Genomic DNA, 23,164 nt, shown 5'->3' on the forward strand with positions numbered 1-23,164 from the left:
AACCTAAGCGAAACGAATTTTTGTGATCATCCTTGCGCCTATTCGGAGTCGGAGCCAGGGAAGCCCCGCAAAAGAAGTGACGGGCGGCTTGACATTGTAAAAACTCGCCAAATGCCGCTACCCATCCTCCATTTCAAGCTTCGCGAACCCGATTGACAAGGTTGTTTTTCTGGATTAGATTACTAGAATAGGTACCAAACCTATCCTACAAAATATGTTGGGAGGAACAAAGATGAAGCCGAAGTTCAACAGAGCGATCGCGGCTCTGCTGGCCATCCTGCTTGTCTGTACGCTGCTGCCGCAGAAGCCGGCGCTCGCGGGCGGAACGGGCGAAGGAGCGACGTACTACGTCGCCAACGATGGGGACGATGCGAATGCGGGAAGCGCGGAGGCGCCGTTTCAATCGTTCGCCAAAGGCGTCGCGCAGCTGCAGCCCGGGGATACCCTGGTTATCCGAGCCGGTTCCTATTCGGAGGCGCTCGTGCTGGACGGGTTGACGGGCACGGCGCAAGCTCCGATTACGATCCGCGGAGAGGAAGGCGCCAACATAACGGCGAGCGCCTACGTGAACGCGCCATTTTGGAAAAACTTCGCGCTAAGCGTCACGAACAGCGAATATGTCCGGATCAGCAATCTGAACCTGACGTTCGGCGGTACGCCGTCGACCGGGGACAGCTACACGGCAGGCATCAGCAACGCGAAGCATGTGACGCTGCAGAACAACCGCCTGGTCGCCGACGGCCCGGCCTACGCGGTGTTTTACCTGAATACGAACAACGAAGCGCTTGTGCTTGATTCCAATTACGTCGAAGGCTCGGATAATGCTTTCTACGGCTACGGACTCCATCATACGACCGTCACGAACAACATTTTTACGCAGTGGTGGACCTTTCATTTCGAATCCGGCACGTCGGCGAACAATATCGTCAGCAACAATGTGTTCGCGGGTACCGGAGAGCATTTTTACGGCGGAACCTACGAGAACAGCATAATCACGAACAACATTTTCTTAGGGAATCCATCCTTGTCGCAAGGCGACGGCAATACGGTCGGATGGAACAGCGTGACAGGCGAAAGCTATAAAACTTCCGATTCCGATGTCATGGCCACGGCTGAAGAGATGTTCGTATCGTCCTCCGATTATCATCTGAAGGACGGAAGTCCCGGCATCGACGCGGGAACCGGGACGGGCTTGCCGCCAAACGACCGCGACGGCAGCGTCCGTTACGGCACTCCGGACATAGGCGCTTACACCTACGGACAAGTCTATTACTTGGACGGCAACGCCGCTTCGGGCGGAGACGGACGAAGCGAGGCCGCCGCCTTTAACCGGCTGGCGGATGCGAATGCGGCGATCGTACCGGGCGCGACGCTTCTCATCAAACCGGGAACGTATGCCGGCAATCTCACGATCGCGGGCACGGGCGCTTCGGATTCAAAGCCGATCGCGATCCGCAAGCTGGGCGAAGGCACGGTCCAAATCAATGGCGGCTCCGGTCCGGCCGTCGCCCTGACCGATATCGCCAATGTCAGCATCGACGGCTTGTCGCTGGCGAGCTCCAGCAATTCCGCGCTGCTGGCGGACGGCCTCGTTAACGGCGATATTTCGAACTCGACGTTTACGACGGCGGTACACGGGATTGAAATAACGGGCCAAACCAGCGGCTCCCGTTTCCACGGCAACACCTTTAAGCAGATCGATCAGAAGGGCATCCTGCTCAAGGACTCCTCGAACAATCAAATCTACAATAATGTCTTCGATAACTATAAAAATATTTTGAACGAAGGCGGCAGCTTCACGGATACCCGAATCATGAACAACGTCTTCATCTCTCATTACGGCGACGGCGCCAACGTCATTCTGAAGGGAACGAATACCGGCAGCACGATCGCGAACAATATTTTCAGGGCGGAAGGGCCCGTTGCCGTTCAGGCGCCCGCTTCCTTTTTCGAAGCGGAAACCGGCAATTCGGTCGACTACAATTTGTACGACAGCACCGGCGCCGGTTTGACGGGCGGCAAGCCCGCGAATGAAGCGAACAGCGTGTACGGCGATCCCTTGTTCGTCAGCGATACGGACTTCCATCTGCAAATGGGAAGCGCTGCCATCAACAGAGGGACGAGCGCGAATGCGCCGCCGCAGGACCGGGACGGCAACGTTCGGTTCGGAGCGACAGATATCGGGGCCTATGAATACGCGGGCGATACCTCGGCTTTTTATGTGATCGCCCAAACACCTCAAGGAACCGGGAACAGCGTCCAATCCAAGATCGATATCGTGTTGTCCGAGAAGACGAATGACGACAACGGAAATATCGCGAGCAACATTGAAATATCGACGGTCGTAGACGGCATTGCGATGGCCGTGCCCGGCAGCTTCGGCGCGACGGACGAGGGTACCGGCACCAAGATCACGTTTACGCCTAGCGCCCCGCTGAATTACGATTCGACGTATACCGTCAAGATTAAGAAGGATCTGATGAGCGCGAACGGCAATTATCTCCCGGCCGACGTGTCCTGGAATTTCGGCACCGAAGCTTTTATTATGAACGAATATTTCATTTCCCCGAACGGCAGCGATGCCAATCTGGGGACGATCGACAGTCCGAAGAAAACCGTGTCGACAGGCTTGATCGCCAAATTGAAGGCAGGGGATACGGTCTATTTCCGGGAAGGCGCCTATAACGGCATCATCGTTCTGCAGTCGATATCCGGTACGGCGGACAAGCCGATCACCTTCAAAAGCTATCAAAACGAAAAAGCCGTGTTAACGTCCGATCATGCGGACTACATCATCTATCTCGGCCATAGCCAGCATATTCGCATCGAAGGCTTGACGTTCGCCCCGAATGCCTCTCAGAACGGCTCGCGCGGTGCAGCGCTGCGTATCGACAACCATTCGGCGGGCGGCAAGCAGAGCTCCGGCATCGTCGTAAAAGGCAATCGCTTTGAAAATTGCGGAACGGCCATCGCGACGAGAGACCTGGCCAACGTCGGCTATGGCGATTTCGAATTTTCGAACAATACGGTTTATTCGAACGACAGCTGGGGCTTTTATTTTCAAGAGGTTAGAGTCAAGGCCGGCAGCTACGGAAAAATATTCAACAACGTCATTTACGGTGCATCCCGCAGCCTGAATTTATGGGGAAAAAGCGCCAACCTGCTCTTTTACAACAATACGTTCGCCGATACGTACGATTCCGTCGGCGGAAGCGGCCGGTTCGATATTTACCCGGTACAGGGTACGTACGACGCGATCGCGAATCCCATCAACATCTCGAAGGATCTCGTATTCAAAAACAATATATTCACGAAGCCGATCCGCACGCAGCTGGAAGGCGGAAAAGCGATCATCGACGCGTCGCAAAACGTCGCGTTCGACCATAACGTCTATTCAATTGCCGGCACTTCGCGCGTCACTTTCAATTATGGCGGCGAAGGTCCGAATCTGACGCTGCCCGAATTGCAGAGCGGCACCGCATGGGCGAACCAGGGAAGGCCGCTTGAGACGGGGGGAAGGTCGGGCGAGGTCAAATTCGTCGATACGGCGAGCGATGCCCGGATCATCTTCGGCACGAACCCCGCGATCGGAGCGGCCGTCTCGACGATCGTTCCCGGCGTCGAGGCGCCGGCGACCGATATTAACGGCAAACCGCGGACGCAAAATGAAGCGGGCGCCTTCGCTTTCGACCAAACCTTTGCTTTCGTAGGAAAAAATACGGGCGAAGCCGACGGCTCTCCGCTGCACCCTTATCCTTCGATCGAAGCCGCGCTGCGCGCGGGCGCCAAAAGCATTCAGGTGATGGCGGGAACGTATGAAGGCGTCGAGCAGCTCGATATGAGCGAATCGACCGGAGAAGGAGACGTGACCGTCGAACCTTATAATGGCGATGTCATTCTGAACGGAGCGGTCGACATTGTCGGCTCGGCGGACAAGGCCATCACGCTGCGCGGACTTACGCTGGCCGGGGACGTCGCCGCGAGCGGTCAAAAGGTCGGTCTCGACGGCAACCAGATTAAGGGGACTGTGACCTTGAATCAGGCAGACGAGACGGCGGTGACGAACAATGTCTTCGCTCCGGCAGCTTCGGCTGCGATAACGCTCGTCGGCACGGCCAACGGTGACGTGGCGAATAACGTTATTTCGAATAGACAGTCGGCCCTTCGGCTGACCTCCGGCTCGTTGCACAATCGAATTTACAACAATACCCTTTACGAAAACGACGATGATGTCGTCATCAGCCAAGACTCGACGGGGAACACGTTCAAGAACAACATTTTCTCGACGCTGCCGGACAGCTTCGCGAACAATGCGTTCGATTACAATCTGTACAATGCGGACACGATCGGGGAAGCCGATCTGAGCGCCATCTCGGAAGCGCATGCCGTCAAGGCTCCGGCCGAATTCATCAACGCCAAGGCAAAGGACTTTCGCATTTATAAGGGAAGTCCGGCCGTCGGCGCGGGCATCATGGATGCGAATACGCCTTCGAAGGACATCAACGGCATCGCGAGAAAATCGCCCGTGGACATCGGAGCCTATGCGGCGGCGGCGGTACAGGTGACGTATTACGTCGATCGTGTCGCGGGCAGCGATAATAATGCGGGCACGCAATCGGCGCCGTTCGCGACGATCGCCGCAGCGCTCAGCGTCCTCCGGAACGGCGAGAAGGTGCTCGTCAAAGCCGGCACCTATGACGAGAATATCGTCCTTGCCGACAGGACGGGGCAAAATGCCGGCGATTATGCGATCCAAGCGGAAGGAAACGTCATGCTTAACGGCACAATCTCGCTAAACGGCGCAACCGGCGTGACGCTGGACGGCTTCACAGTGCATCCCGGCAGCGGCCTTGCCGCCGTCACTTTGATCGATTCTCCGAAAACGACGCTGAACCGACTTACGATCGCCGGCGCGAAGTACGCAATCGATGCGAAGGGAAGCCCTGAACTGAGCGTCGGCAGCGTACGCGTCCAGCAAGTCGAAAAAGGAATCGTACTCGAAGGCGGCGGCGCCGCAATGACAGCCTCGGTAACGCAATCGATCATCGACGGGGCGAGCGTGCGCGCGATCGATGCGAACGACGGTGTCTCGTTGACGGTAGATACGAGCGTAATCGCCAATTCGGGCGAAGGAGCGGTCGGCACAAACGCTGCCGAACTGTTCCTATACAACAATACCTTTTACAACAATAACGGTTACAGCCTTTCCGCTTCAGGCGCGAATCGGCTCCAGCTCGCCAACAACATTTTCGCCAGAAGCGAAAAAGGCCAAGGCGCATTGGTCTCCTTATCCAATACCGCGCAGCTCTTTTCAGATTACAACCTGTACGACGCAGCGGAGGACGAGAAGATCGTCCGTATGGACGGCAACGAGCTCACGCTGGCGGCATTCGCGGGCAGCGGTGCGGAGCAGCATGGCAAAATCGGAAATCCGGCGTTCAAAGATGCGGCAAACGGCAATTACAAGCCGGGGAAGGGCAGCGTCGCGTCAAGAAACGGCGCGCGGTCGATCAACGGACAGACAGCTCCCGCCGCGGATCTGGAAGGGACGCCTTATAGCGCGCTCGGCCAGGACATCGGCGCCTACTACTCGCCTTACAGCATGAAGACAATCCACCTCGCCGGCGACAACGTCGGCTCGCTGACCGGAGACGGCTCGGCCGAGCATCCGTTCCGTACGTTCGCCCAAGCGATCAACGCGGCGGATTCCGGAGACACGATCATCATCCATAAAGGCATCTACAATGGACGATACGACATCGTAGACAAGCACGGGGTCGCCGATGCGCCGATCGTGATCAGGGCCAGCACGGATCCGAACGATCCGTTGGACCTGCCGAACGCTTCGCTGCCGGGACCGGTCTTCACCAGCAAGGCGAACTACCAGGATCGCGATGAAGAAGCCTCGGCCGAAACGATGACGCAGATCGCGGACAGTTCTTACTTGACGATCGAAGGACTGTATGTGACCGGATACCGCGGCGCAGGCATCTGGACGATGAACAGCGACCACCTGACGCTTCGCAATCTGAACATTTGGGATATCGATACGCCGCAGGATATTACGTCCGGGGTGCAGGGGCTGCTGGTCAACTATACGACGAATTCGTTGTTCCAAAATATCCGTATTTGGGATATCGGCCAGACCCGCAAGAGCCAGGCCGATCACGGCGCCTATATCGGCCACAGCTCGGCGCTTGTGTTCGACGGCATGATGGTGTCAGATTCGCCAGGCGGAGGCATGCAGTTCTATGCGGGGGACAACTACGATATTCAAGCCGAGGATGTCGTTATCAAGAATAGCGTGTTCGCCGGATCCAAGTACGGCCTCATTCTCGTCGGGATTCAGGGGTTCACGGTTACGAACAATACGTTCTACAATAGCTGGTCCAACGATCTGTATCTAGATTGGAACGTGCGGGACAATCTGTTCCAGAACAATATTTTTTACAACGACCGTACGGAGCCGTACGATTCGGTCGACGGCCTGGTGAAGCCGGTCATCGTCGGATACCAGTACAATGTCGTTCGAACGAACCCGGACCAATCGACGACAGACATGGTCGTGAACAATACGTTCCGCAATAATATGTACGATTACAAAACGTTCTCTCCGAACGCGCAATTCCGCTCAGACGTTATGCCCATCGCCGAATTCATATCGGCCGAGAACGCGGCGGAGACGAACAATCGCTACAGCATTATGTTCGCAGGAGAAGCAAGCTTCAAAGGTTCGACCGCCGGCGCCGCGGACGATTACGAGGCGGCCCAACGAATTTTCGATCATATGTTGGACCTGAAGGACGACAGCGATGCGATTGACGAAGGCGTGACGGAATTCGCGCCCGTTAAGGACATCGTGGGACGCGACCGGGCAGGCTTGCCGGATCTGGGCGCGTACGAGAATCCGAACGGCGGAAGCGACAATAACGGCAATAACGGCAATAACGGCAATTCTAGCGGCAACGACGGTTCGGCGCCCATCATCGGCACGATCGCCAATCCGTCGCTGGATGCCAAGACGGGCATTGCCTCTGCGCGAATGAACGATCAGGAGATGGAGGCGGCGCTGAATTCGGCATCGACGGGCGCGGACGGCGGAACGTCGATTCAAATCAAGCTGCCCCGGACGCAAGGCGCAAGCGCTTATTCCGTCGAGCTGCCCAACCCGGTCTCCTTCGCGAAGGGTTCCGTGCAGCTTGTCGTGAACACGTCTTCGGGTACGGTAACGATTCCCGGCAAAGTCCTGAATGCCGCCGGTGCCGGCCGCTTGACGCTTGTCATCGGTTCGTCGTTATCGCCGTCCGGCCTCGTGACGGACGAGGTGACGCTTACCCTGACGCAAGACGGCAAGCCCGTCTCGCTGTCGATGGGGAACACCCGTGCCGACAAGGTTAAGGTCGAACTGCCGTATGCGCCGACCGCCGAACAGCGCAAGCGGCCGGAGACGATCGCGGTATGGCGTTCCGGCAGCCAAGGCAGCGCGATCGCGGTTCCGAGCGCCTTCTACGATGCTGCGGCTGGCGCGGTCGTCTTTGAAGCGGATGCGCCGGGCACATATCGGATAACGGACGGCTATAAAAGCTTTAAAGATATGGCTCGAACCGACTGGGCCAAACATGCCGTGGAGGTTCTTGCATCCAAAGGAATCGTAAACGGCGTATCGGCTGAAGCGTTCGCGCCTTCGGCGACCATCCGCAGAGGGGACTTCGTGACTCTCCTGGTTCGGGCTCTGGGCCTGAACGCCGATGCGGTCCAAAACTTCGACGATGTCCAATCGGGAGATTATTACGCCCGGGAGATCGCGATCGCCAAAAGCCTCGGCATCGCGAAGGGCGCCGCCGGCAGCTTTAACCCCAAGTCCAATATCAGCAGACAGGATATGATGGTACTCGCGCACCGGGCATTGCTGGCTGCCGGCTACCCCATGGCAAGCGGAACGGGCGATGCGTTAGGCACGTTTGCGGACAAGTCGGATGTTGCTTCCTACGCGCTAGACAGCCTTTCGACACTGGCGTCCGAACAGCTCGTCAAGGGTTCGGGAGGCAAGCTGAACCCGCTGGCCGACACCTCCCGCGCAGAAGCTGCGGTGCTGCTTTACAACATCTACAACAAGAGATACATGGATTTATCGTCTAGGACGCAACAGTAAGGCCAGGCCGAGAGTCCCGCGCGACAAGGGGCTCTCGGCTTTTTGAATCGAACCGGAGCGATGAAAGGGAGTTGCGCGATGAACAACGCGACATTCGGCATTGAGGCCGGGCATTTTGTCTATAACGGACAGAAAATCCGGTTGATCAGCGGCGCGATGCATTATTTCCGGATCGTGCCGGATTATTGGGAAGATAGACTGCTCAAGCTAAGGGCATGCGGATTCAACGCGGTAGAAACCTATATCCCTTGGAATTTGCACGAGCCGAAGGAAGGCTGCTTCAACTTCGAGGGGATGGCGGACATTCGGCGATTTATCAAGCTGGCGCACGGTCTGGACTTATTTGTCATCGTGCGGCCAAGCCCATATATATGTGCGGAATGGGAGTTCGGAGGGCTGCCGGCTTGGCTGCTTGCGGACGCCAACATCCGGCTCCGATGCATGCACCAACCTTATCTGGACAAAGTCGACGCTTATTTCGATGTGCTATTGCCTTTGCTGAAGCCCTTACTCTGTACGAACGGCGGACCGATCATCGCCGCGCAGATCGAAAATGAGTACGGCAGCTACGGCAACGACAAGGCATATTTACAATATTTAAAAGACGGAATGGTCCGACGAGGGATCGATGTCTTATTGTTTACGTCCGACGGAGCGGAGGACGGCATGCTTCAAGGCGGCGCCTTGCTCCCGCAAGTGCTTGCGACGATTAATTTCGGTTCGAAGCCGGATACGTCCTTCGAGAAACTGGCGCAATATCAACCCGATCAGCCGATGATGTGCATGGAATATTGGAACGGATGGTTTGACCATTGGGGCGAATCGCATCACGTTAGAGATTTCGAAGACGTAGCCATCGAATTGGACAGCATGTTAAGTTCTGGAGCGTCCGTCAACTTCTATATGTTCCACGGAGGAACGAACTTCGGTTTTTATAATGGCGCCAATTACTTCAATCGATACGAACCAATAGTTACAAGCTACGATTACAATGCACTGCTGAATGAAGCGGGAGAAGTGACCGAAAAATACTGGGCGATTCGCGAAGTCATTGCCAAACACGTCGAAATCCCCGTAGATCTGCTGCCCGAACCGATAAAAAAGAAAACCTTCGGCGTTATCCCATTAACGGAGCAAGCGAAGTTGCTCGATCAGTTGGATTCGTTGACTCAACCGGTGTACAGCGTGTACCCTGAGACGATGGAAAGACTAGGGCAAGATTACGGATTTATTTACTATCGAACGAAAGTATCCGGCCCCAGAACAAAAAACAAGCTCGTCATTCAGGAAGTGAGGGACCGGGCGTTGGTATATCTGGACGGCAAATACCAAGGAATTATCGACAGAACCGATCATGACATCGGCTTGGATATCGGCGAGCGCGACATCGTCGTGACGACGCCTCCCGAAGGCTCTAGTCTGGGCATATTGGTTGAAAATCAGGGCCGGGTCAACTATGGTTGGATGCTTAAGGATGCCAAAGGAATTACCGAAGGGGTAAGACTGGGCGGACAGTTCTTGTTCGGATGGGACATCTTCACCCTGCCGATGGAGGACCTGAGCGCGCTATCCTTCGAGTCCGTCGCTTCGGATCGCAAAAGTCAGGCCGTTCTTGCTTCTCCGACCTTCTTTAAAGGCTCTTTCGAAATTACGGAACCCGCCGATACGTTTTTGAAGCTGGAGGGATGGAGCAAGGGAAATGTCTTTATCAACGGATTTAATCTGGGACGGTACTGGAACGTCGGTCCGCAAAAGACGCTATACGTTCCTGGACCGCTGCTTAAAGAAGGACCAAACGAAATCATCGTGCTTGAGCTGCACGCTGTAAACGAACCGGTCGTTCAGTTCCAGGATCATATGGAACTGGGCTAATATAGAGAAGGGAATACACTGGAGGCACGCCTGCATGAGGCGTGTCTTTTCATTTGGGCCAGAACGCGTGGCCGCCGATACCGAAATTGAAATTAGTACGATAAATAACTGAAATCTGTTGTATGGGCGCAGTCTGACGGTTATAAGGCGGTCGAACTTTCTAGATGGAATGAAACAACGCCGCTGGCTTCGGTGGATGCCTTCACTAAACGCCGAATGCATGATTTATTTGTAATTTCGTGGAAAGATACCAAAAAAACATTCGTTACGTTCGAAGAATGATTATTATTATTGTGAAGCTCGTGCGCTATTATTTTATATATCTTTTTCACAAAACCCGTATTTTATACAGATGTCTATAATCATGATTAATCCCTTATACATCAAGAGTTTAATCATGATGTATAACATTATGGCGCCTCGTTTTAACGTTTCGAAAAGCTAAGTTTCCTTTTCGAAGTTTGCGCTATCCCCAAAAAATAAAAATAAGGATTCCAGTTAACCTGGAATCCTTACGTCAGTTATACATCCGTATCTACTCAGAGTAAATATGTCTGTCCGCTGCATTGAATCGATTCGATCCGGTCGAGTCGGAAATGCTCCACCTCGCCCGATTGCTCGCACCAGGCGATCACAGCCACATGCTCCTGAGTAGCTTGGGAATACGTCCGGTACGGGTGAATGTCAACTTCATGCTCACCAATGTTGTCTCTTGATTTGAGACCGAGTTATATTAACGAATGAGACAAGTATCTTCGAACCCGCAAGTCGGCTTGCGCTTTATGCCCGGCAAAATGCTCCAATTCGCAAAGACGGGAAACATACTGCCCGACAAGTCTGCTTGCCTCCTCCGTGCAGCGTTGATAGGTGACCGTCTTCAAATATTTGCCCACCCATAATCCTCCGGTATACCGCGCGGCGCCCTTCGTAGGCAGCGTATGGTTGGTCCCGATCGCCTTATCGCCGTACGCCACGTTTGTTTCGGGACCGAGGAACAGCGCTCCGTAGTTTTTCATGTTGTGCAGAAAATAGTCCGGATCTTCCGTCAGCACCTCGACATGCTCATAAGCCAGCTTATCGGCTTCGGCCAAGGCTTCCTGAACGTTGTCCACAACCATAACCGCTCCATAGTCGCGCCATGATTTGCCTGCAATATCCGCGGTAGGAAGACTTTCAAGCTGACGGTCAATTTCAACTAGCGTTTCCTGCGCCAGCGTCTCCGACGTCGTAATGAGAACCGCAGGCGATGTCGGACCATGCTCCGCCTGGCCCAGCAAATCGGTCGCGACCATTTCGGCATCCGCCGTATGGTCGGCGATGACTAGAACCTCCGTCGGCCCTGCGAATAAATCGATCCCCACTTTTCCGTACAACTGGCGTTTGGCTTCCGCAACGTAAGCGTTTCCAGGGCCAACCAGCATATCCACCGGTTTGATCGTTTCGGTTCCAATGGCCATAGCGGCCATCGCCTGAATGCCGCCTAGAATATAAATCTCGTCGGCTCCGGCCATGGCCATCGCACAGACCGTTGCGGCGGGTACGGTTCCTTCAATCGGCGGCGTACATGCGATCACGCGGGAGACCCCCGCCACTTTTGCCGTTACAATGCTCATGTGTGCCGATGCGACCATCGGATAACGGCCGCCCGGAACATAACAGCCCACGCTGCTTACCGGGATGTGTTTATGGCCAAGCACGACGCCCGGCAGCGTCTCAACCTCCAGATCATGAATCGTTTCCCTTTGTTTTGAAGCAAAATTGCGAATTTGGGTCTGTGCGAAGCGGATATCTTCTTTGACGCTATCCGGTACGGACCTCACGATCTCGGAGATCTGCTCAACGCTGAGCCGGAAGTGTTCGGGGGACCAGTGGTCAAACTTCCCGGACAGCTCCCTTACCGCCTCATCCCCGCGTGCGGACACATCCCGAATCACAGATCGGACGGTATCGTAGACTGTTTGATCCTCCTGATAGAAGTCGGCGGGCGTCATGCCCTGCTTGATGAACTTGACCATTCTCATGCTCCTTCGCAGGTAATGAATACGTATTCACGAAAATGGTAACACCTGCCTATCTTTTCGTCAACCACGATTTCTTCGCCTTTTTGCAGCAGCCGGAGATCATGCAAGAAGCCCCCTGCGCCAGGCAGGAGGCTTCCTTGTTGTTCCTTAGCTACCGGATGAGTTTACGGGACCCGTCGTCTTTCTCACAATCAGCTCCGGCCTTAACGTGATCTGGATGGCATTCCTCTCGGAATCGCCTTTTTCAATCAACTCGAACAGGGATTCGGCTGCGATCGTGCCCATGGCGAATTTTTGATGGCCGACTGTAGTCAGCTGAACGGCACGATGGGACGCCATCCGCGTATTATCGATCCCCGACAGACTGATGTCCTCCGGAATCCGCAGACCCATCATGAGGATGATATCCATGCAGATCAGCGCGATGGCGTCCGTTGCGCAAATGATGGCGGTCGGCAGCTCCGGACGGTTCAACATCGTGAATACCATTCTTTCAATCTCTTCCGTAGTCGTGTCGATAAAACTCGTCCATTCCGGCTTCATTTCCAGACCGTGCTCCTGCATCACCTGCTTGAATCCGACGCTTCTCTCCTGGAAGGTCGAGAAGTCCGTTTTCCCGGACAGATAGGCTATTTTGCGGTGACCCAGGCCAATCAGGTGACGCGTAACCTCCGCGACGGCCGATGGATTGTCAAGGACGACATAATGACCTCCGCTCTTAGATCTCCTATTAAAAAAGACACAGGGCACCTTGACCCGCTCCAACTGTTCCACAAGCGGATCGTCGAGCTTGATGAGCGACAACAGCACGCCGTCCACTTTGCTGCTCATGATCAAATCAAACAAATCCGGAACCTTGTTCTCGTCTTCGAAATAAACAAGCGTTTTGTAGCCTTTATGCTTCGCGAATTGAACGATGGAATCGGTCGTTTCGGCAAAAAAGCCGTTCTGCAGCGAGCCTGAAATCAGCGCAATCGTTCGGGTCGTATTGGTAACCAGGCTTCTGGCAATCAGGTTGGGAACATACTGAAGTTGCTCTATGGCTTGCAGCACCTTCATTCTGGTCTCCGGTTTCACGCTTTGTGGATTGTTCAACACTCGCGACACCGTAGCCTGGGACACACCGGCCTTCTTCGCCACATCGATGGAGGAACTCATGAATAATCCTTTCTGAATACGCATTCATTCAATCGGATTATAGAAGCTGATCGTTGATCTGTCAATGGTTTCGAGCCTGAGTTTTAAACTGACCCTACGCGTCGGAGTAGTTACCACACTTTCGTTTGTATAATAAGCGTAGCTTATCTTCCGTCCGGCGCAGTATCGCCATTCACGTAAAAATCCATCGCGAAAAATCCGTATTGATCGTAACGGTTTTATCAGCACTTGGCACAGGCATCGCGTTATAGCCTTTATATTGTCGAATATATTTAGCAAGAAGCATGTAGTAATTATCTTTAAAGCCATCTTTCATGGGTTGAATATCGCGACTGTAAGCCATTGTTGCAGCATCATACGAGTTCACTTTGCGGTTGCCGATACCATCCCAAATGCCGGCCATCCATTCATTCCATCCCGTGATAAATACAATCAGAGGATCTTGAGCGATCGCATTGTTCCATTGTTCGATAAAATTGTATCCCGAGTTGACGGCATCCAGGCTATTGTCGTGCGTCCCATTATGATAACCTCGCCCCCAAGTATTGGGTAATCCAAAAAATGCATTATCGATAAATAAAAGGGATCCTGAGTTTTGGGCGGGAGATACGGTCATTATTTCTTTTTGTCCGTTGTCATTATAGACTTGCTGGGGTCTTAAGAAGTCAATCCATGGAAAGCCGTTGTTTTTTGGCGCTTTTGTCGGCCATTGCGATTCTTTGATCGTAAAGAAATTGGATACGGCAGTTGAGGCCTGACTGGAGACGCCAATAATCAGGGGCTTGGATCTCCAATTGAACCAAAGATCGGGGTGTCTGTCCGGTGCCCCGGTTTTATAATATCGGTCATAAATGTACTCCATGGTGCTTCCAGAGTCGGTATTGGTATAAAAGGCTATTTTCGGAACGGGGGCGCCTTGATCGTATAAATCCTGCATAACGTCTAGCAGATTTTTGAGCACCGTATCGTATGTCGGTAAACGCCTCCCCACTCCGGTCTTCGATTATCGAAAACGGAATGACTCCGCAATCATGTCGATGGGTTGGCATTCTCGGCTTTTTATGCCTAAAAATGAGTGCAAGAAAAAGATCACACGCCTTCAAATGGCAGTGTAACCGCGTTCATTTAGAGCTAAATTCCGCCACTTTCTCCTCCTATGGAATGATTTTTAAAAGTACCTGATTCGCATTTAGTATAATACGCTTGTAACGGAATTTAAGTTGAATAATATTTGACTAGTTATAATTTTGTCAATACTTTTTTTGTCTAAAGATTTTTTTGGGGAATATGGTTTGGAAAATGAACGAGCCCTGGACGATCATAAAGATCATTCAGGGCTCGTTTTATGATTGCGATGCTTTCTCTGTCCGCTCTCTGTATACCGAAGGAGATATTCCTTCGACCTTTTTGAATACGCGGCTAAAGTAGAACGGGTCTTCAAACCCGACTTCAGCGGCAATTTCTTGCAGGCTGGCAGCTCTGTTCGCGAGCAAATATTTGGCCCGCTGAACGCGAAGCTGCTGGATATACGTTACGATCGTGATACCCGCATACTTCTTGAACACCTGGCAGATATACTCGTATTTGCGTTCGAGGCTGCGCTCTATCGCTTCCTTCCTGACGTTTTGTGCATAGGTCTCATCCAGATAATTGACGATTTTACGATATGTAAGAAATGAACCGGGAATTTGGAACTCATGACTTGAGTGAAGCCATTCATCAGCGATATGCTCCAGTATCCCTGCCAGGATAAGTGACATCCGGTAGCGAAAATACCCTTCTGGCTTATTGGATTCCTTTATCAGCCTTTCGAATTCAGTCATTAGCCGGTAGCGGTTCGACAACTGAAATTGTCTTGGAATGAACAATCCATCGACATCTCGGTGAGATGAAGTTCGCAATTCATTGGGCAGAACATGGACAATATTAAGGTCTTCCCTCATAATTTTCGAGCCTTCCAGCTCAAGCAAAGGCGGATCGGACGTAAACTGCACCCAGAAAAACCTGCCCGAATCTGTTTGCTTCAGACTGGAATGCTGCTCCCAGGGCTTTAACAGTAAGGTTTCTCCTGATTTCAGCACCTGGGTGCGATCCCCCACTTGCAGGTAAACCGGCCCTTCCGCTACCGCGATCAATTCATAATGCGGATTATAATGGTTGCTCCCCACTAAGCCGCTACTTGCTTCAAATACACCAGCCCATCTAACATCAAGTGAGGAAGTCCGAGGTAGCGAATAATATTCCATGCCTTACCTCCCATTTTTAAGACTGTCCTAATCTTAAAGCTGTACATGGATTTAGCAACGCTCTCACTGCTAAGATCAGTATAACAAAAAAATAAGCGCTCAAAAGGAGTTTGAATCATGGCTAGTAAGACCATCAATGCACAGGACTACTATCGCCGGGTGTATGGAGGCTGGCTTGGTAAAAATATAGGGGGAACGCTCGGAGCACCGGTGGAAGGCTCCAAAGAACTGCTCAATTTAACGTTCTATCCCAAATTACCCGATGGACCGCTGGAAAACGACGATTTAGATTTACAACTCGTTTGGCTTCATGCCTTAGAGCAATACGGAGCGCGATTAACAGCTATCGAGCTGGGACAGGAATGGGTAGAACATGTATTCTTCCCGTTCGACGAATACGGCTATGCCTTAACTAACTTGCGCAGAGGACTAACAGCTCCCGTGGCAGGGTGGTTCAACAATCCGTTTACCCATTGTATGGGCTCGCCCATTCGCTCGGAAATATGGGCGATGGTGGCTCCCGGCGCTCCGCATGTGGCTGCCTATTATGCCTATCAGGATGCAATCGTTGACCATGCAGGCGGTGAAGGGGTATACGGGGAAATGTTTTTCGCCTCTATCGAAAGCGCTATCTTTATCGAAACGGACAGGGACCGATTAATCAGTATCGGTCTGCAGCATATTCCTTCAACGTGTCGGACCGCAAAAGCCATTCACGATTTGCTCCGCTGGCACAAGGAAGGTAAGGATTGGTTGGAAGCGCGTCTCCTGATTCTTGAGCATCATGGAAGCTCCAACTTTACGGACGCTCCGCAAAATATCGCTTTTACGATTCTTGGCTGGCTGTACGGAACCGATTTCGAGGACTGTCTACTGAAGGCAGTCAACTGCGGCTACGATACGGACTGTACCGCGGCTACACTTGGTGCAATTCTAGGTATGATTCTCGGACCGGAGCTTCTGCCAGAAAGATGGGTTAATCCAGTTGGCGACCGAATCGTCGTCAGCCCACAAGTTAAAGGCTTTCCCGCTCCAGCTACTTTGGAGGAACTGACACATCGCACGATGCTGGCCGGACGCGAAGTATTGGCGACATGGGGGGCTGGAGTAGAAATCCGGGCCGACGCTTGTACCTCAAATGACAATCATTACAACTTCCTAGAAGTACCGAAAACGGTGACTGACCTATGGAATACGCCCTTTACTGCTAATCGTTACCTGCTCCCTCAAGGTACACGTACTAACCGATTAAGCTTAGAGCTGACAATCGATTTCGGCATGGATGGCCCTTCTATCGGACGCGGCGGAACAAAACAACTATCATTGACTCTAGTCAACCATTCCCGAGAGGCATGGAACGGAAATCTCGATTGGCAGCTTCCTGATGGCTGGAGCGGCTCAGGTACTCGCCCCTTTACCCTCGCACCTGGTGGCGTCCTAACTTGGACGGACACGATCCATGCACCTGAAGTCATTTCTGTAACGAACGAGATCGCGTTAATCATCCACCGAATCCATGATAATGCCCAATGGTCGAAAGAAACCGTTAATTTCACGCTTCTGGCCGCGTCCCGATGGCAAATATCCGGCCCGAATCAATCGGTTTTTCAAACGGTCGACTTCGCCGGTGATCGAATTGACTTTAATAGCGCCTTGAATACGACGATGCCTGGTAAATATACCGCGGTTTCCAAGCTCGTAAATCCACATGAACAAGCCATCCGGTTGATAGCAGGAACGGCTAATCCGGTTAAAGTGTGGCTGAACGGGACAATTTTATTCGAAGACGACGAAGAAACTGAGTTTATGCCTGCTTATCACCGTTCGCCGAGAAGCAAGATGCAAGAACTACGCTTGGCTGCCGGCACCCATGATATCCGGATCGAGATCATGAAAGACGAAAAGCCTCTCGAGCTTTTCATTCTTCCGATCCTCGCAGAAAACTTATCTAAGATCGGCGAGTTTTTTTACTTAATCGAAATATATTTCGACGCAAATGCTCCCTCTGTTCTACCTTAACAATAATACTGTTGGAAAGCATTGCTCCTTCTCAAGAACAATGCTTTTCAGCATAATCTAAATACATCCGCCCTCTGCTGGAGCCCTATTTAGACCAGCGTATGTATTTATATCCGAATCTGCTCTAGGTCAATGTCCGTCTCTGCCGTTCTTCAGCGAAGTTATTCATTTGGGAAAATTAATTAATTGTTTGCATCGGATATTCCCATAGTCCCAGTTTTCCCTTCGCCGGAATATAGGGCTTCAGCAGACGGAAACCCGCTATTTCCCACGCAAAATAACCTGGACTGTAATCGCCTAACAGGAAGTCCTCCCCCGTCACAACCTTCCCGACATCCAGAATGGCTGACGTATCATTAGCGTCGATAACTTGATAACAATTTGTAAGCTCGCAAGTTGCAAGTATAACCCCCGTAGGGAGGTTTTGTTCTGTAAAGCCATTCTTGGCGAGTAAAGAACGTACGGGTTCATATTTGCAGGCCTGCTTATCGACTTTCTGGCTTGCATGAATGGCCAACGGTCCGCGATACCGGGTCTTCCAGGATCTTGTTTCATAAAGCGTCTCGCCCTTGACAAGCAGAGTCGCCCATGGTTGAATCATTGATAATACTTTCATTTCTCTACGCTCCATTACTGTTCATAATGAAATATGATTCCCCAAACCTCTCGAGACTTTCCATTCCCGCATAAAAAAGACGCAGCGGCCAATAACAAGAACTTAATCCCATATAACAAAAAAGCCGCGAACGCTGCGGCTTTAGTGGGACAAAGTATTTGACTTTCGACATCTTCTTTCAGTCTTTCTCCATTTTTTTGAAGCAGGCCGTAAATCCAAACGTAGCCCCTCCCCCAGGAGTAGCATCGACCCAAATGTCACCACCCATTAATCCAACTAAATTTTTACTAATGGACAATCCTAAACCAGTCCCTTGTGACTTCGAGGAATTAGTAAGCTGTACGTAAGGCTCAAAAATATGATCAGCTTGGTCTCGTGGGATTCCGACTCCCGTATCGACGATCTCAAATTGAATGCAGGTTATATTATTTATTTCCTTAAGTTGAGTTACATTTACTTTTACGCCGCCTATGTCGGTAAACTTAACGGCATTCCCGATAAGGTTTGTTAATACTTGTCTTAAACGTGTTGCATCCCCTATCACTAAATCTGTTAATTGGGGACCGAAGGAGACGGAGAGTTCAATATTTTTGGAATGCGCTTTCGGTGTTAATAATTCAACCGTTCTTGAGACTACGTCGGAGATCGAGAAAAGGTTTTCTTCCAAATCTATTTTCCCAGCTTCGATTCTAGAAATATCTAGGTTATCATTGACGATTTTCAACAATAATTCCCCGCTGCTTCGGATCATTTCAATACACGCTTTGTCATCCGGCTGCAAGGTTTGTTTATCCAGTAATAGATCCGCCATCCCTATTACCCCGTTTAATGGCGTTCTGATCTCATGACTTACCATGGCTATAAAATCGCTTTTTGCTTCATTTGCACGTTCTGCTACTTCTTTTGAAAACATGAGTTTCTTTTGTTCCGTGATATCCTTTGCTATGAGAAAGTAACCGACTTTTTGGTCGTGAACAACGATAGGAGCAATCGTTGCTAATACCTCGACCGTTGTGTCGTCACTCCTATATATTTTATGGATACCTTGTTCAGCTAGCTCCATTTCTCCGTTGCGAATCAGGTTCCAGTTTGGTTCTCCAATGAACGCGCTTATGTTCAAGCCTCGTAATGACTCTATTGGCAGCAGCATTAATCTGCATGCTGCGGGATTTGTATTTTCAATTTTCCCAGTTAAATCAAATGAAAAAATGGCGTCGTGGTTATAATGTTTAAGCGATGTATATCGTTCAATAGTCTCTACCAGTTTTAATTCTGCATGCTTGCGCTCTGTAATGTCCTGTACCGTTCCACTTAGTTTATCGCCGGAAGCGACTGCCCTCAGATAAAGATATTTATTTGCAAAAGAACATACATGTTCAATTACATTTCCCTCGCTCGCATTCTCGACGGCGTCTAACAAAAGATCGCGGTCTTTGAGGTGAACTCCCTCAAGTAAGTCCGCGGACTTTAAAAGTCCTGTTTGATTATCAAGTTCCAATATTTCGGACGCTTGGTCGGAAAGCCATACTTCTTTCGTGTTGAAATAATATTCCCAACTGCCCAGCTTTGCAATTTTCTGAGCTTCTCTTAGATTACTCTCACTTCTCCACCGATCTGTAATTTCCCGACCGATCGCGAGTATCCTTTTGTCTTCGGGCAGTTCACCGACGATTTCATACGTGGTTTCAAACCATAAATATTGTCCATTTTTGTGACGCAATCTATAGCGGAGAATACCGTCCTTCGAAAAGTCATTCTGCTTCAGGCGTTTTAAATCATCGGGATGGTAATGTTCGCTGTTCGATTTACCGATCATCTCTTCCGGTCGGTAGCCAAGGAGATCAAAAACGGAAGGCGATATAAATTCACACGTGCCATCAAGCTTCGTTATATATATGATTTCCTGCGCATGATTCGTTATGAGTCTAAACATCTTTTCTCGCTCAACTAATTGCAATTCAACCGTCTTTTTTTCGGAAATATCAATAACGTGACATATCAAGTAGGAATCACTTCCGGCGTTCCCTTGAACGAACGACACATGCAAGGACGCCCAAAACATCGTTTTATCTTTTCGAACATATCTTTTTTCCAAATGGAAATAAGAACACTGTCCTTCAACTACTTCTCTAATCAACTTGTCATTCTCAGCGAAATCGACCGGAAATGAAATATCTTTATAGGAAAGCCCCTCGACCTCTTGATTCGAATAGCCTAATAGGTCACTGAATGCTTGATTTACTTTTATGATATCCCCTTTAATCGACGTGAGCACAATGCCCATTGGAGCCTGGTTATAAACTTGTTCAAACGTATTGAGAAGATCTACGTATTGTCCCATGCAGGCCCCTCCGTTATATAAGTGTAACTATTATACCATTCACTTTATTTAGTGAGGTTAATTTTTGACCAAGCATAGAAATATCATGTTCCAATTTGTAACTGCATAATAAATCTCTTTTGGATTTTGATCAATTACCACGTGTTGGAAGCAACCTCTCCCTCTTTGAGTTTTTCGAAATAATGTGCATAAAACAAAAAGCCGCGACAATTGCGGCTTTTAATTTAATAGGGCACCTCATCCGCCGTGATCGCGGGAACCGTGTGTTAAGTTTATCCGTTCCTTGGATTCAGCGGCCTCTAATGAAATGGCTTAATTCAGCCAGAAGCTATAGCTTGCGCTGGATAACGTTCCGGTGTCGGACACGATAAAGTAAGCTTTACTTCCCGGACCCACCGTTATTTGAATCGAATCTAAACCGCCGATGCCGTTATCCCATGGATTAAGGTATGTGACAGAGCCGCCCGGATTGTGTACCTCTACCCAATAGTTATAATTAACGTCTGATGGGGATAGTAGATTTGCCGTCGTCGTTATCGATTGAGCAGTGTTATTTTTGAATACGAAAATATCAGCTTCACCGCCTTGCAGAAACGTTCCGTAGCCGGATCCGAGACTGACATTAACAGCCGTACTTACTGTATCCCCGTATCCATATTGGGCAAACGCGGAAGGCACGCCAATCAGCATCCCAAAGATGGACAATAAAACGACGAATTTCTTCACAAAAATACACCTCTCGCCTTTAGATTGAAAACTGGCCAGTTCTCTACTATATATGACAATTTAAAACTGGAAATCGTTGCATAATTACTGGATGAGCTGCTTAAAAAGTTTCTTTTTTACACGACTGTAAGCACGACGTCGTCGATGAAATCGGTGTTGTCTCCAGTTGTCGTACCGACGAAGCTAATCGTATGGGTGCCCGCCGTTGCCGTAAAATTGCTCGTCGTGAGGGCCGCGAAGGTACCCGTCGAAGGCGTATAAGTGCCGATCACGGTCGAATCGAACATGACATTGAAGGTTTGCGTACCGCCGTAACTCGTTCGTTTAGCCGCCTTAAAGGTGACCTTGTACGTACCCGCCGTCAAACTGACGAGTTGGGACATCGTTCCGCTGTTCTGAACGAAAGCGGTCTGCACCCCCAGCGGCGCTGCCGAAGCTCCGAAGTCGCCGCCGTTGCGCTGAATGCCCGCATCGCCCGTAAACGTCCAAGTTGCGCCTAAAGGCCTGTAAGCGAAGTTCGAGGTGGTCGGCGATTCGAAGCTTCCGTTAGACACTACGCCGGGGCTGGGGGTTTGTTCAGTCAGCTTAATGCCGATAACCGATTCGTACGGCGTCCAGAAGGAGATGGTCGCGTTCCCGCTCGCGTTCGTCGTGAACGAGGTCGTAAAGCTTACCGCCGTTCCGTTCTGCCACAAGCTCGCCTCGTAAGCCGCGGCCACATACGACGTGTTCGCTTTTAGTCCGTTGAAATTAAAGTTCAGGTTATCCCCGCCCGAGGTGGACGTATTGACGACCCAAGCGACCGGATTCCCGCTCGAGTTGGTCGCGCCGCCCGCCACGATCGACGAAGCTCCGTTGACCCAAGAGCTGCCTCTCAAAGTGAAAGCTCCGGCCCCGAGTCCCAATTGTTTGGCCAATACGCGATAGGTATTCATCTTCGGCGTCAGGCTTCCGTTCGAATAGATCGAATAGAAATCAGGATGCGTCGTTTGTTTGTTAAAGGCGAAGTAGCCGGTTCCCGCGACGTTGTTCCATATCATATCGTTCAATCTTTGGGCGACGTAAGGAATGGCGTGCGTGGAATCGTTATTCATCGAAGAACCGATATATTGCCAATCCCAATTCCATTCGGTGATATAGATCGGCATATTGGAGACGCCGTTCGCAGAGGCCACGTTCCTTAAAGCCTGAATATTCGGCTCGCCGTTAGGGACCATCTGATAATGATGATAGGACAAGAAGTTTACGTTCGGCTTAATGTTCGCGTCCTGAAGCAGGGCATTCGCCCAGCTCGTGTCCGTCGTCGACAACGAAGGCCCGCCGATCGGGATCGTGGCGTTGACGCTGCGGATCGCGTTGACCGCATGCGTATAGATCGCCTTGTAAGCCGCCAAGCTGTTGGCGTAACCGCTATTGGAAATGTCGAGAAATTGGGCAAGATCCGGCTCGTTCCAAACCTCGATGAAATCGATCTTCCCTTGGAATCGCTGCGTGATTTTCTTAATAATGTCCTCGTAGACGGTCCAGTTCTTCGGAACGCCGTTATTCGCGTTGTTAGAAGACAACCAACCCACGTTATAGGACAAGATGATCATGGTCTTGAGCCCTTTGTTATGATAGGTGTCCACCCACCCGTACTGGCTCCAATCCCAATTATTCGGGTCGTCCACGCCGCCCGAAACGGACATGTCCGCCAAATATTGCGCGATGGTCGTATTCGGCAGGATTTGGGACAAATAGACGTCGCGGCGGGCGAAGCTGATGCCTACCGAGCGCAGGGAATCCACGTCGGATGCGCCGTCCAGCTGGTTGATCGCGCCTCCGAAGACGTTCGGGCTGCGCTGGCCCTGGTTCTGATTGAATTGAATAGTCGCGGAAGTCGCCGCGAAGCCCACTTGCGGAAAGGATAAGAGAATCGTCATGGCCATGATCGCAATCAGAGCCAGCGAGATCCGCTTAATCCAATTCACATCCTTAAACCCCATGTTCTTCCCTTGAGCCTGATTCATTGAA

General features: G+C 51.2%; 12 protein-coding genes. 3 read left to right on the forward strand and 9 right to left on the reverse strand.

Features of this window, described 5'->3' with window-relative positions; all coding sequences use genetic code 11:
* Nucleotides 1-232: 232 nt before the first annotated feature.
* Both KB449_RS12505 and KB449_RS12510 read left to right on the forward strand, forming a co-directional pair.
* A complete protein-coding gene (locus KB449_RS12505) occupies nucleotides 233-8,152 on the forward strand; it encodes a right-handed parallel beta-helix repeat-containing protein (protein WP_282908694.1) in 7,920 nt (2,639 codons plus the stop codon).
* Nucleotides 8,153-8,230: 78 nt separating this feature from the next.
* Entirely contained in the window at nucleotides 8,231-10,024 is a 1,794-nt protein-coding gene (locus KB449_RS12510) for a glycoside hydrolase family 35 protein (protein WP_282908695.1), read from the forward strand.
* Nucleotides 10,025-10,563: 539 nt separating this feature from the next.
* Here the strand turns inward: KB449_RS12510 and KB449_RS36480 are convergent.
* The 5 genes from KB449_RS36480 to KB449_RS12530 all read right to left on the reverse strand — a co-directional run bounded on the left by KB449_RS36480 (nucleotide 10,564) and on the right by KB449_RS12530 (nucleotide 15,449).
* On the reverse strand, nucleotides 10,564-10,728 hold the full coding sequence (locus KB449_RS36480) for a WYL domain-containing protein (RefSeq protein ID WP_350356269.1): 165 nt from the start codon (nucleotides 10,726-10,728) through the stop codon (nucleotides 10,564-10,566).
* A gap of 24 nt (nucleotides 10,729-10,752) precedes the next feature.
* The gene (hisD, locus tag KB449_RS12515; protein ID WP_282908696.1) at nucleotides 10,753-12,039 is read right to left on the reverse strand and encodes a histidinol dehydrogenase; all 1,287 of its coding nucleotides are present in this window, start codon (nucleotides 12,037-12,039) and stop codon (nucleotides 10,753-10,755) included.
* Nucleotides 12,040-12,192: 153 nt separating this feature from the next.
* Nucleotides 12,193-13,203 (reverse strand): LacI family DNA-binding transcriptional regulator, encoded by a 1,011-nt coding sequence (locus KB449_RS12520; RefSeq protein WP_282908697.1) that lies wholly within the window; start codon nucleotides 13,201-13,203, stop codon nucleotides 12,193-12,195.
* Nucleotides 13,204-13,375: 172 nt separating this feature from the next.
* Nucleotides 13,376-14,164, reverse strand: coding sequence for a hypothetical protein (locus tag KB449_RS12525; RefSeq protein ID WP_282908698.1), 789 nt, complete (start codon nucleotides 14,162-14,164; stop codon nucleotides 13,376-13,378).
* Between the two features lie 382 nt (nucleotides 14,165-14,546).
* Complete coding sequence (locus KB449_RS12530; protein WP_282908699.1) at nucleotides 14,547-15,449, reverse strand: AraC family transcriptional regulator; 903 nt, start codon at nucleotides 15,447-15,449, stop codon at nucleotides 14,547-14,549.
* Between the two features lie 117 nt (nucleotides 15,450-15,566).
* On the opposite strand from KB449_RS12530, the gene KB449_RS12535 reads away from it, so the two are divergent.
* On the forward strand, nucleotides 15,567-17,468 hold the full coding sequence (locus tag KB449_RS12535) for an ADP-ribosylglycohydrolase family protein (RefSeq protein ID WP_282908700.1): 1,902 nt from the start codon (nucleotides 15,567-15,569) through the stop codon (nucleotides 17,466-17,468).
* A 178-nt stretch (nucleotides 17,469-17,646) separates the two neighbouring features.
* Here the strand turns inward: KB449_RS12535 and KB449_RS12540 are convergent, their stop codons facing one another.
* The 4 genes from KB449_RS12540 to KB449_RS12555 all read right to left on the reverse strand — a co-directional run bounded on the left by KB449_RS12540 (nucleotide 17,647) and on the right by KB449_RS12555 (nucleotide 23,160).
* Complete coding sequence (locus KB449_RS12540; RefSeq protein WP_282908701.1) at nucleotides 17,647-18,084, reverse strand: ASCH domain-containing protein; 438 nt, start codon at nucleotides 18,082-18,084, stop codon at nucleotides 17,647-17,649.
* A gap of 178 nt (nucleotides 18,085-18,262) precedes the next feature.
* Nucleotides 18,263-20,425 (reverse strand): PAS domain S-box protein, encoded by a 2,163-nt coding sequence (locus tag KB449_RS12545; protein WP_282908702.1) that lies wholly within the window; start codon nucleotides 20,423-20,425, stop codon nucleotides 18,263-18,265.
* A 312-nt stretch (nucleotides 20,426-20,737) separates the two neighbouring features.
* Nucleotides 20,738-21,151 (reverse strand): hypothetical protein, encoded by a 414-nt coding sequence (locus KB449_RS12550; protein ID WP_282908703.1) that lies wholly within the window; start codon nucleotides 21,149-21,151, stop codon nucleotides 20,738-20,740.
* 116 nt (nucleotides 21,152-21,267) lie between these two features.
* On the reverse strand, nucleotides 21,268-23,160 hold the full coding sequence (locus KB449_RS12555; protein ID WP_282908704.1) for a GH39 family glycosyl hydrolase: 1,893 nt from the start codon (nucleotides 23,158-23,160) through the stop codon (nucleotides 21,268-21,270).
* Nucleotides 23,161-23,164 lie beyond the last annotated feature (4 nt).

Origin of the sequence: Cohnella hashimotonis, from assembly GCF_030014955.1 — a bacterium.
GTDB lineage: Bacteria > Bacillota > Bacilli > Paenibacillales > Paenibacillaceae > Cohnella > Cohnella hashimotonis.

Excerpts from the sequence above, each read along its gene's own strand:
- KB449_RS12545 (WP_282908702.1), bottom strand. The coding sequence starts at position 20,425 with ATGGGACAATACGTAGATCTTCTCAATACGTTTGAACAAGTTTATAAC.
- KB449_RS12540 (WP_282908701.1), bottom strand. The coding sequence starts at position 18,084 with ATGAAAGTATTATCAATGATTCAACCATGGGCGACTCTGCTTGTCAAG.
- KB449_RS12510 (WP_282908695.1), top strand. The coding sequence starts at position 8,231 with ATGAACAACGCGACATTCGGCATTGAGGCCGGGCATTTTGTCTATAAC.
- KB449_RS12535 (WP_282908700.1), top strand. The coding sequence starts at position 15,567 with ATGGCTAGTAAGACCATCAATGCACAGGACTACTATCGCCGGGTGTAT.
- KB449_RS12555 (WP_282908704.1), bottom strand. The coding sequence starts at position 23,160 with ATGAATCAGGCTCAAGGGAAGAACATGGGGTTTAAGGATGTGAATTGG.
- hisD (WP_282908696.1), bottom strand. The coding sequence starts at position 12,039 with ATGGTCAAGTTCATCAAGCAGGGCATGACGCCCGCCGACTTCTATCAG.
- KB449_RS12520 (WP_282908697.1), bottom strand. The coding sequence starts at position 13,203 with ATGAGTTCCTCCATCGATGTGGCGAAGAAGGCCGGTGTGTCCCAGGCT.
- KB449_RS12505 (WP_282908694.1), top strand. The coding sequence starts at position 233 with ATGAAGCCGAAGTTCAACAGAGCGATCGCGGCTCTGCTGGCCATCCTG.
- KB449_RS12530 (WP_282908699.1), bottom strand. The coding sequence starts at position 15,449 with ATGGAATATTATTCGCTACCTCGGACTTCCTCACTTGATGTTAGATGG.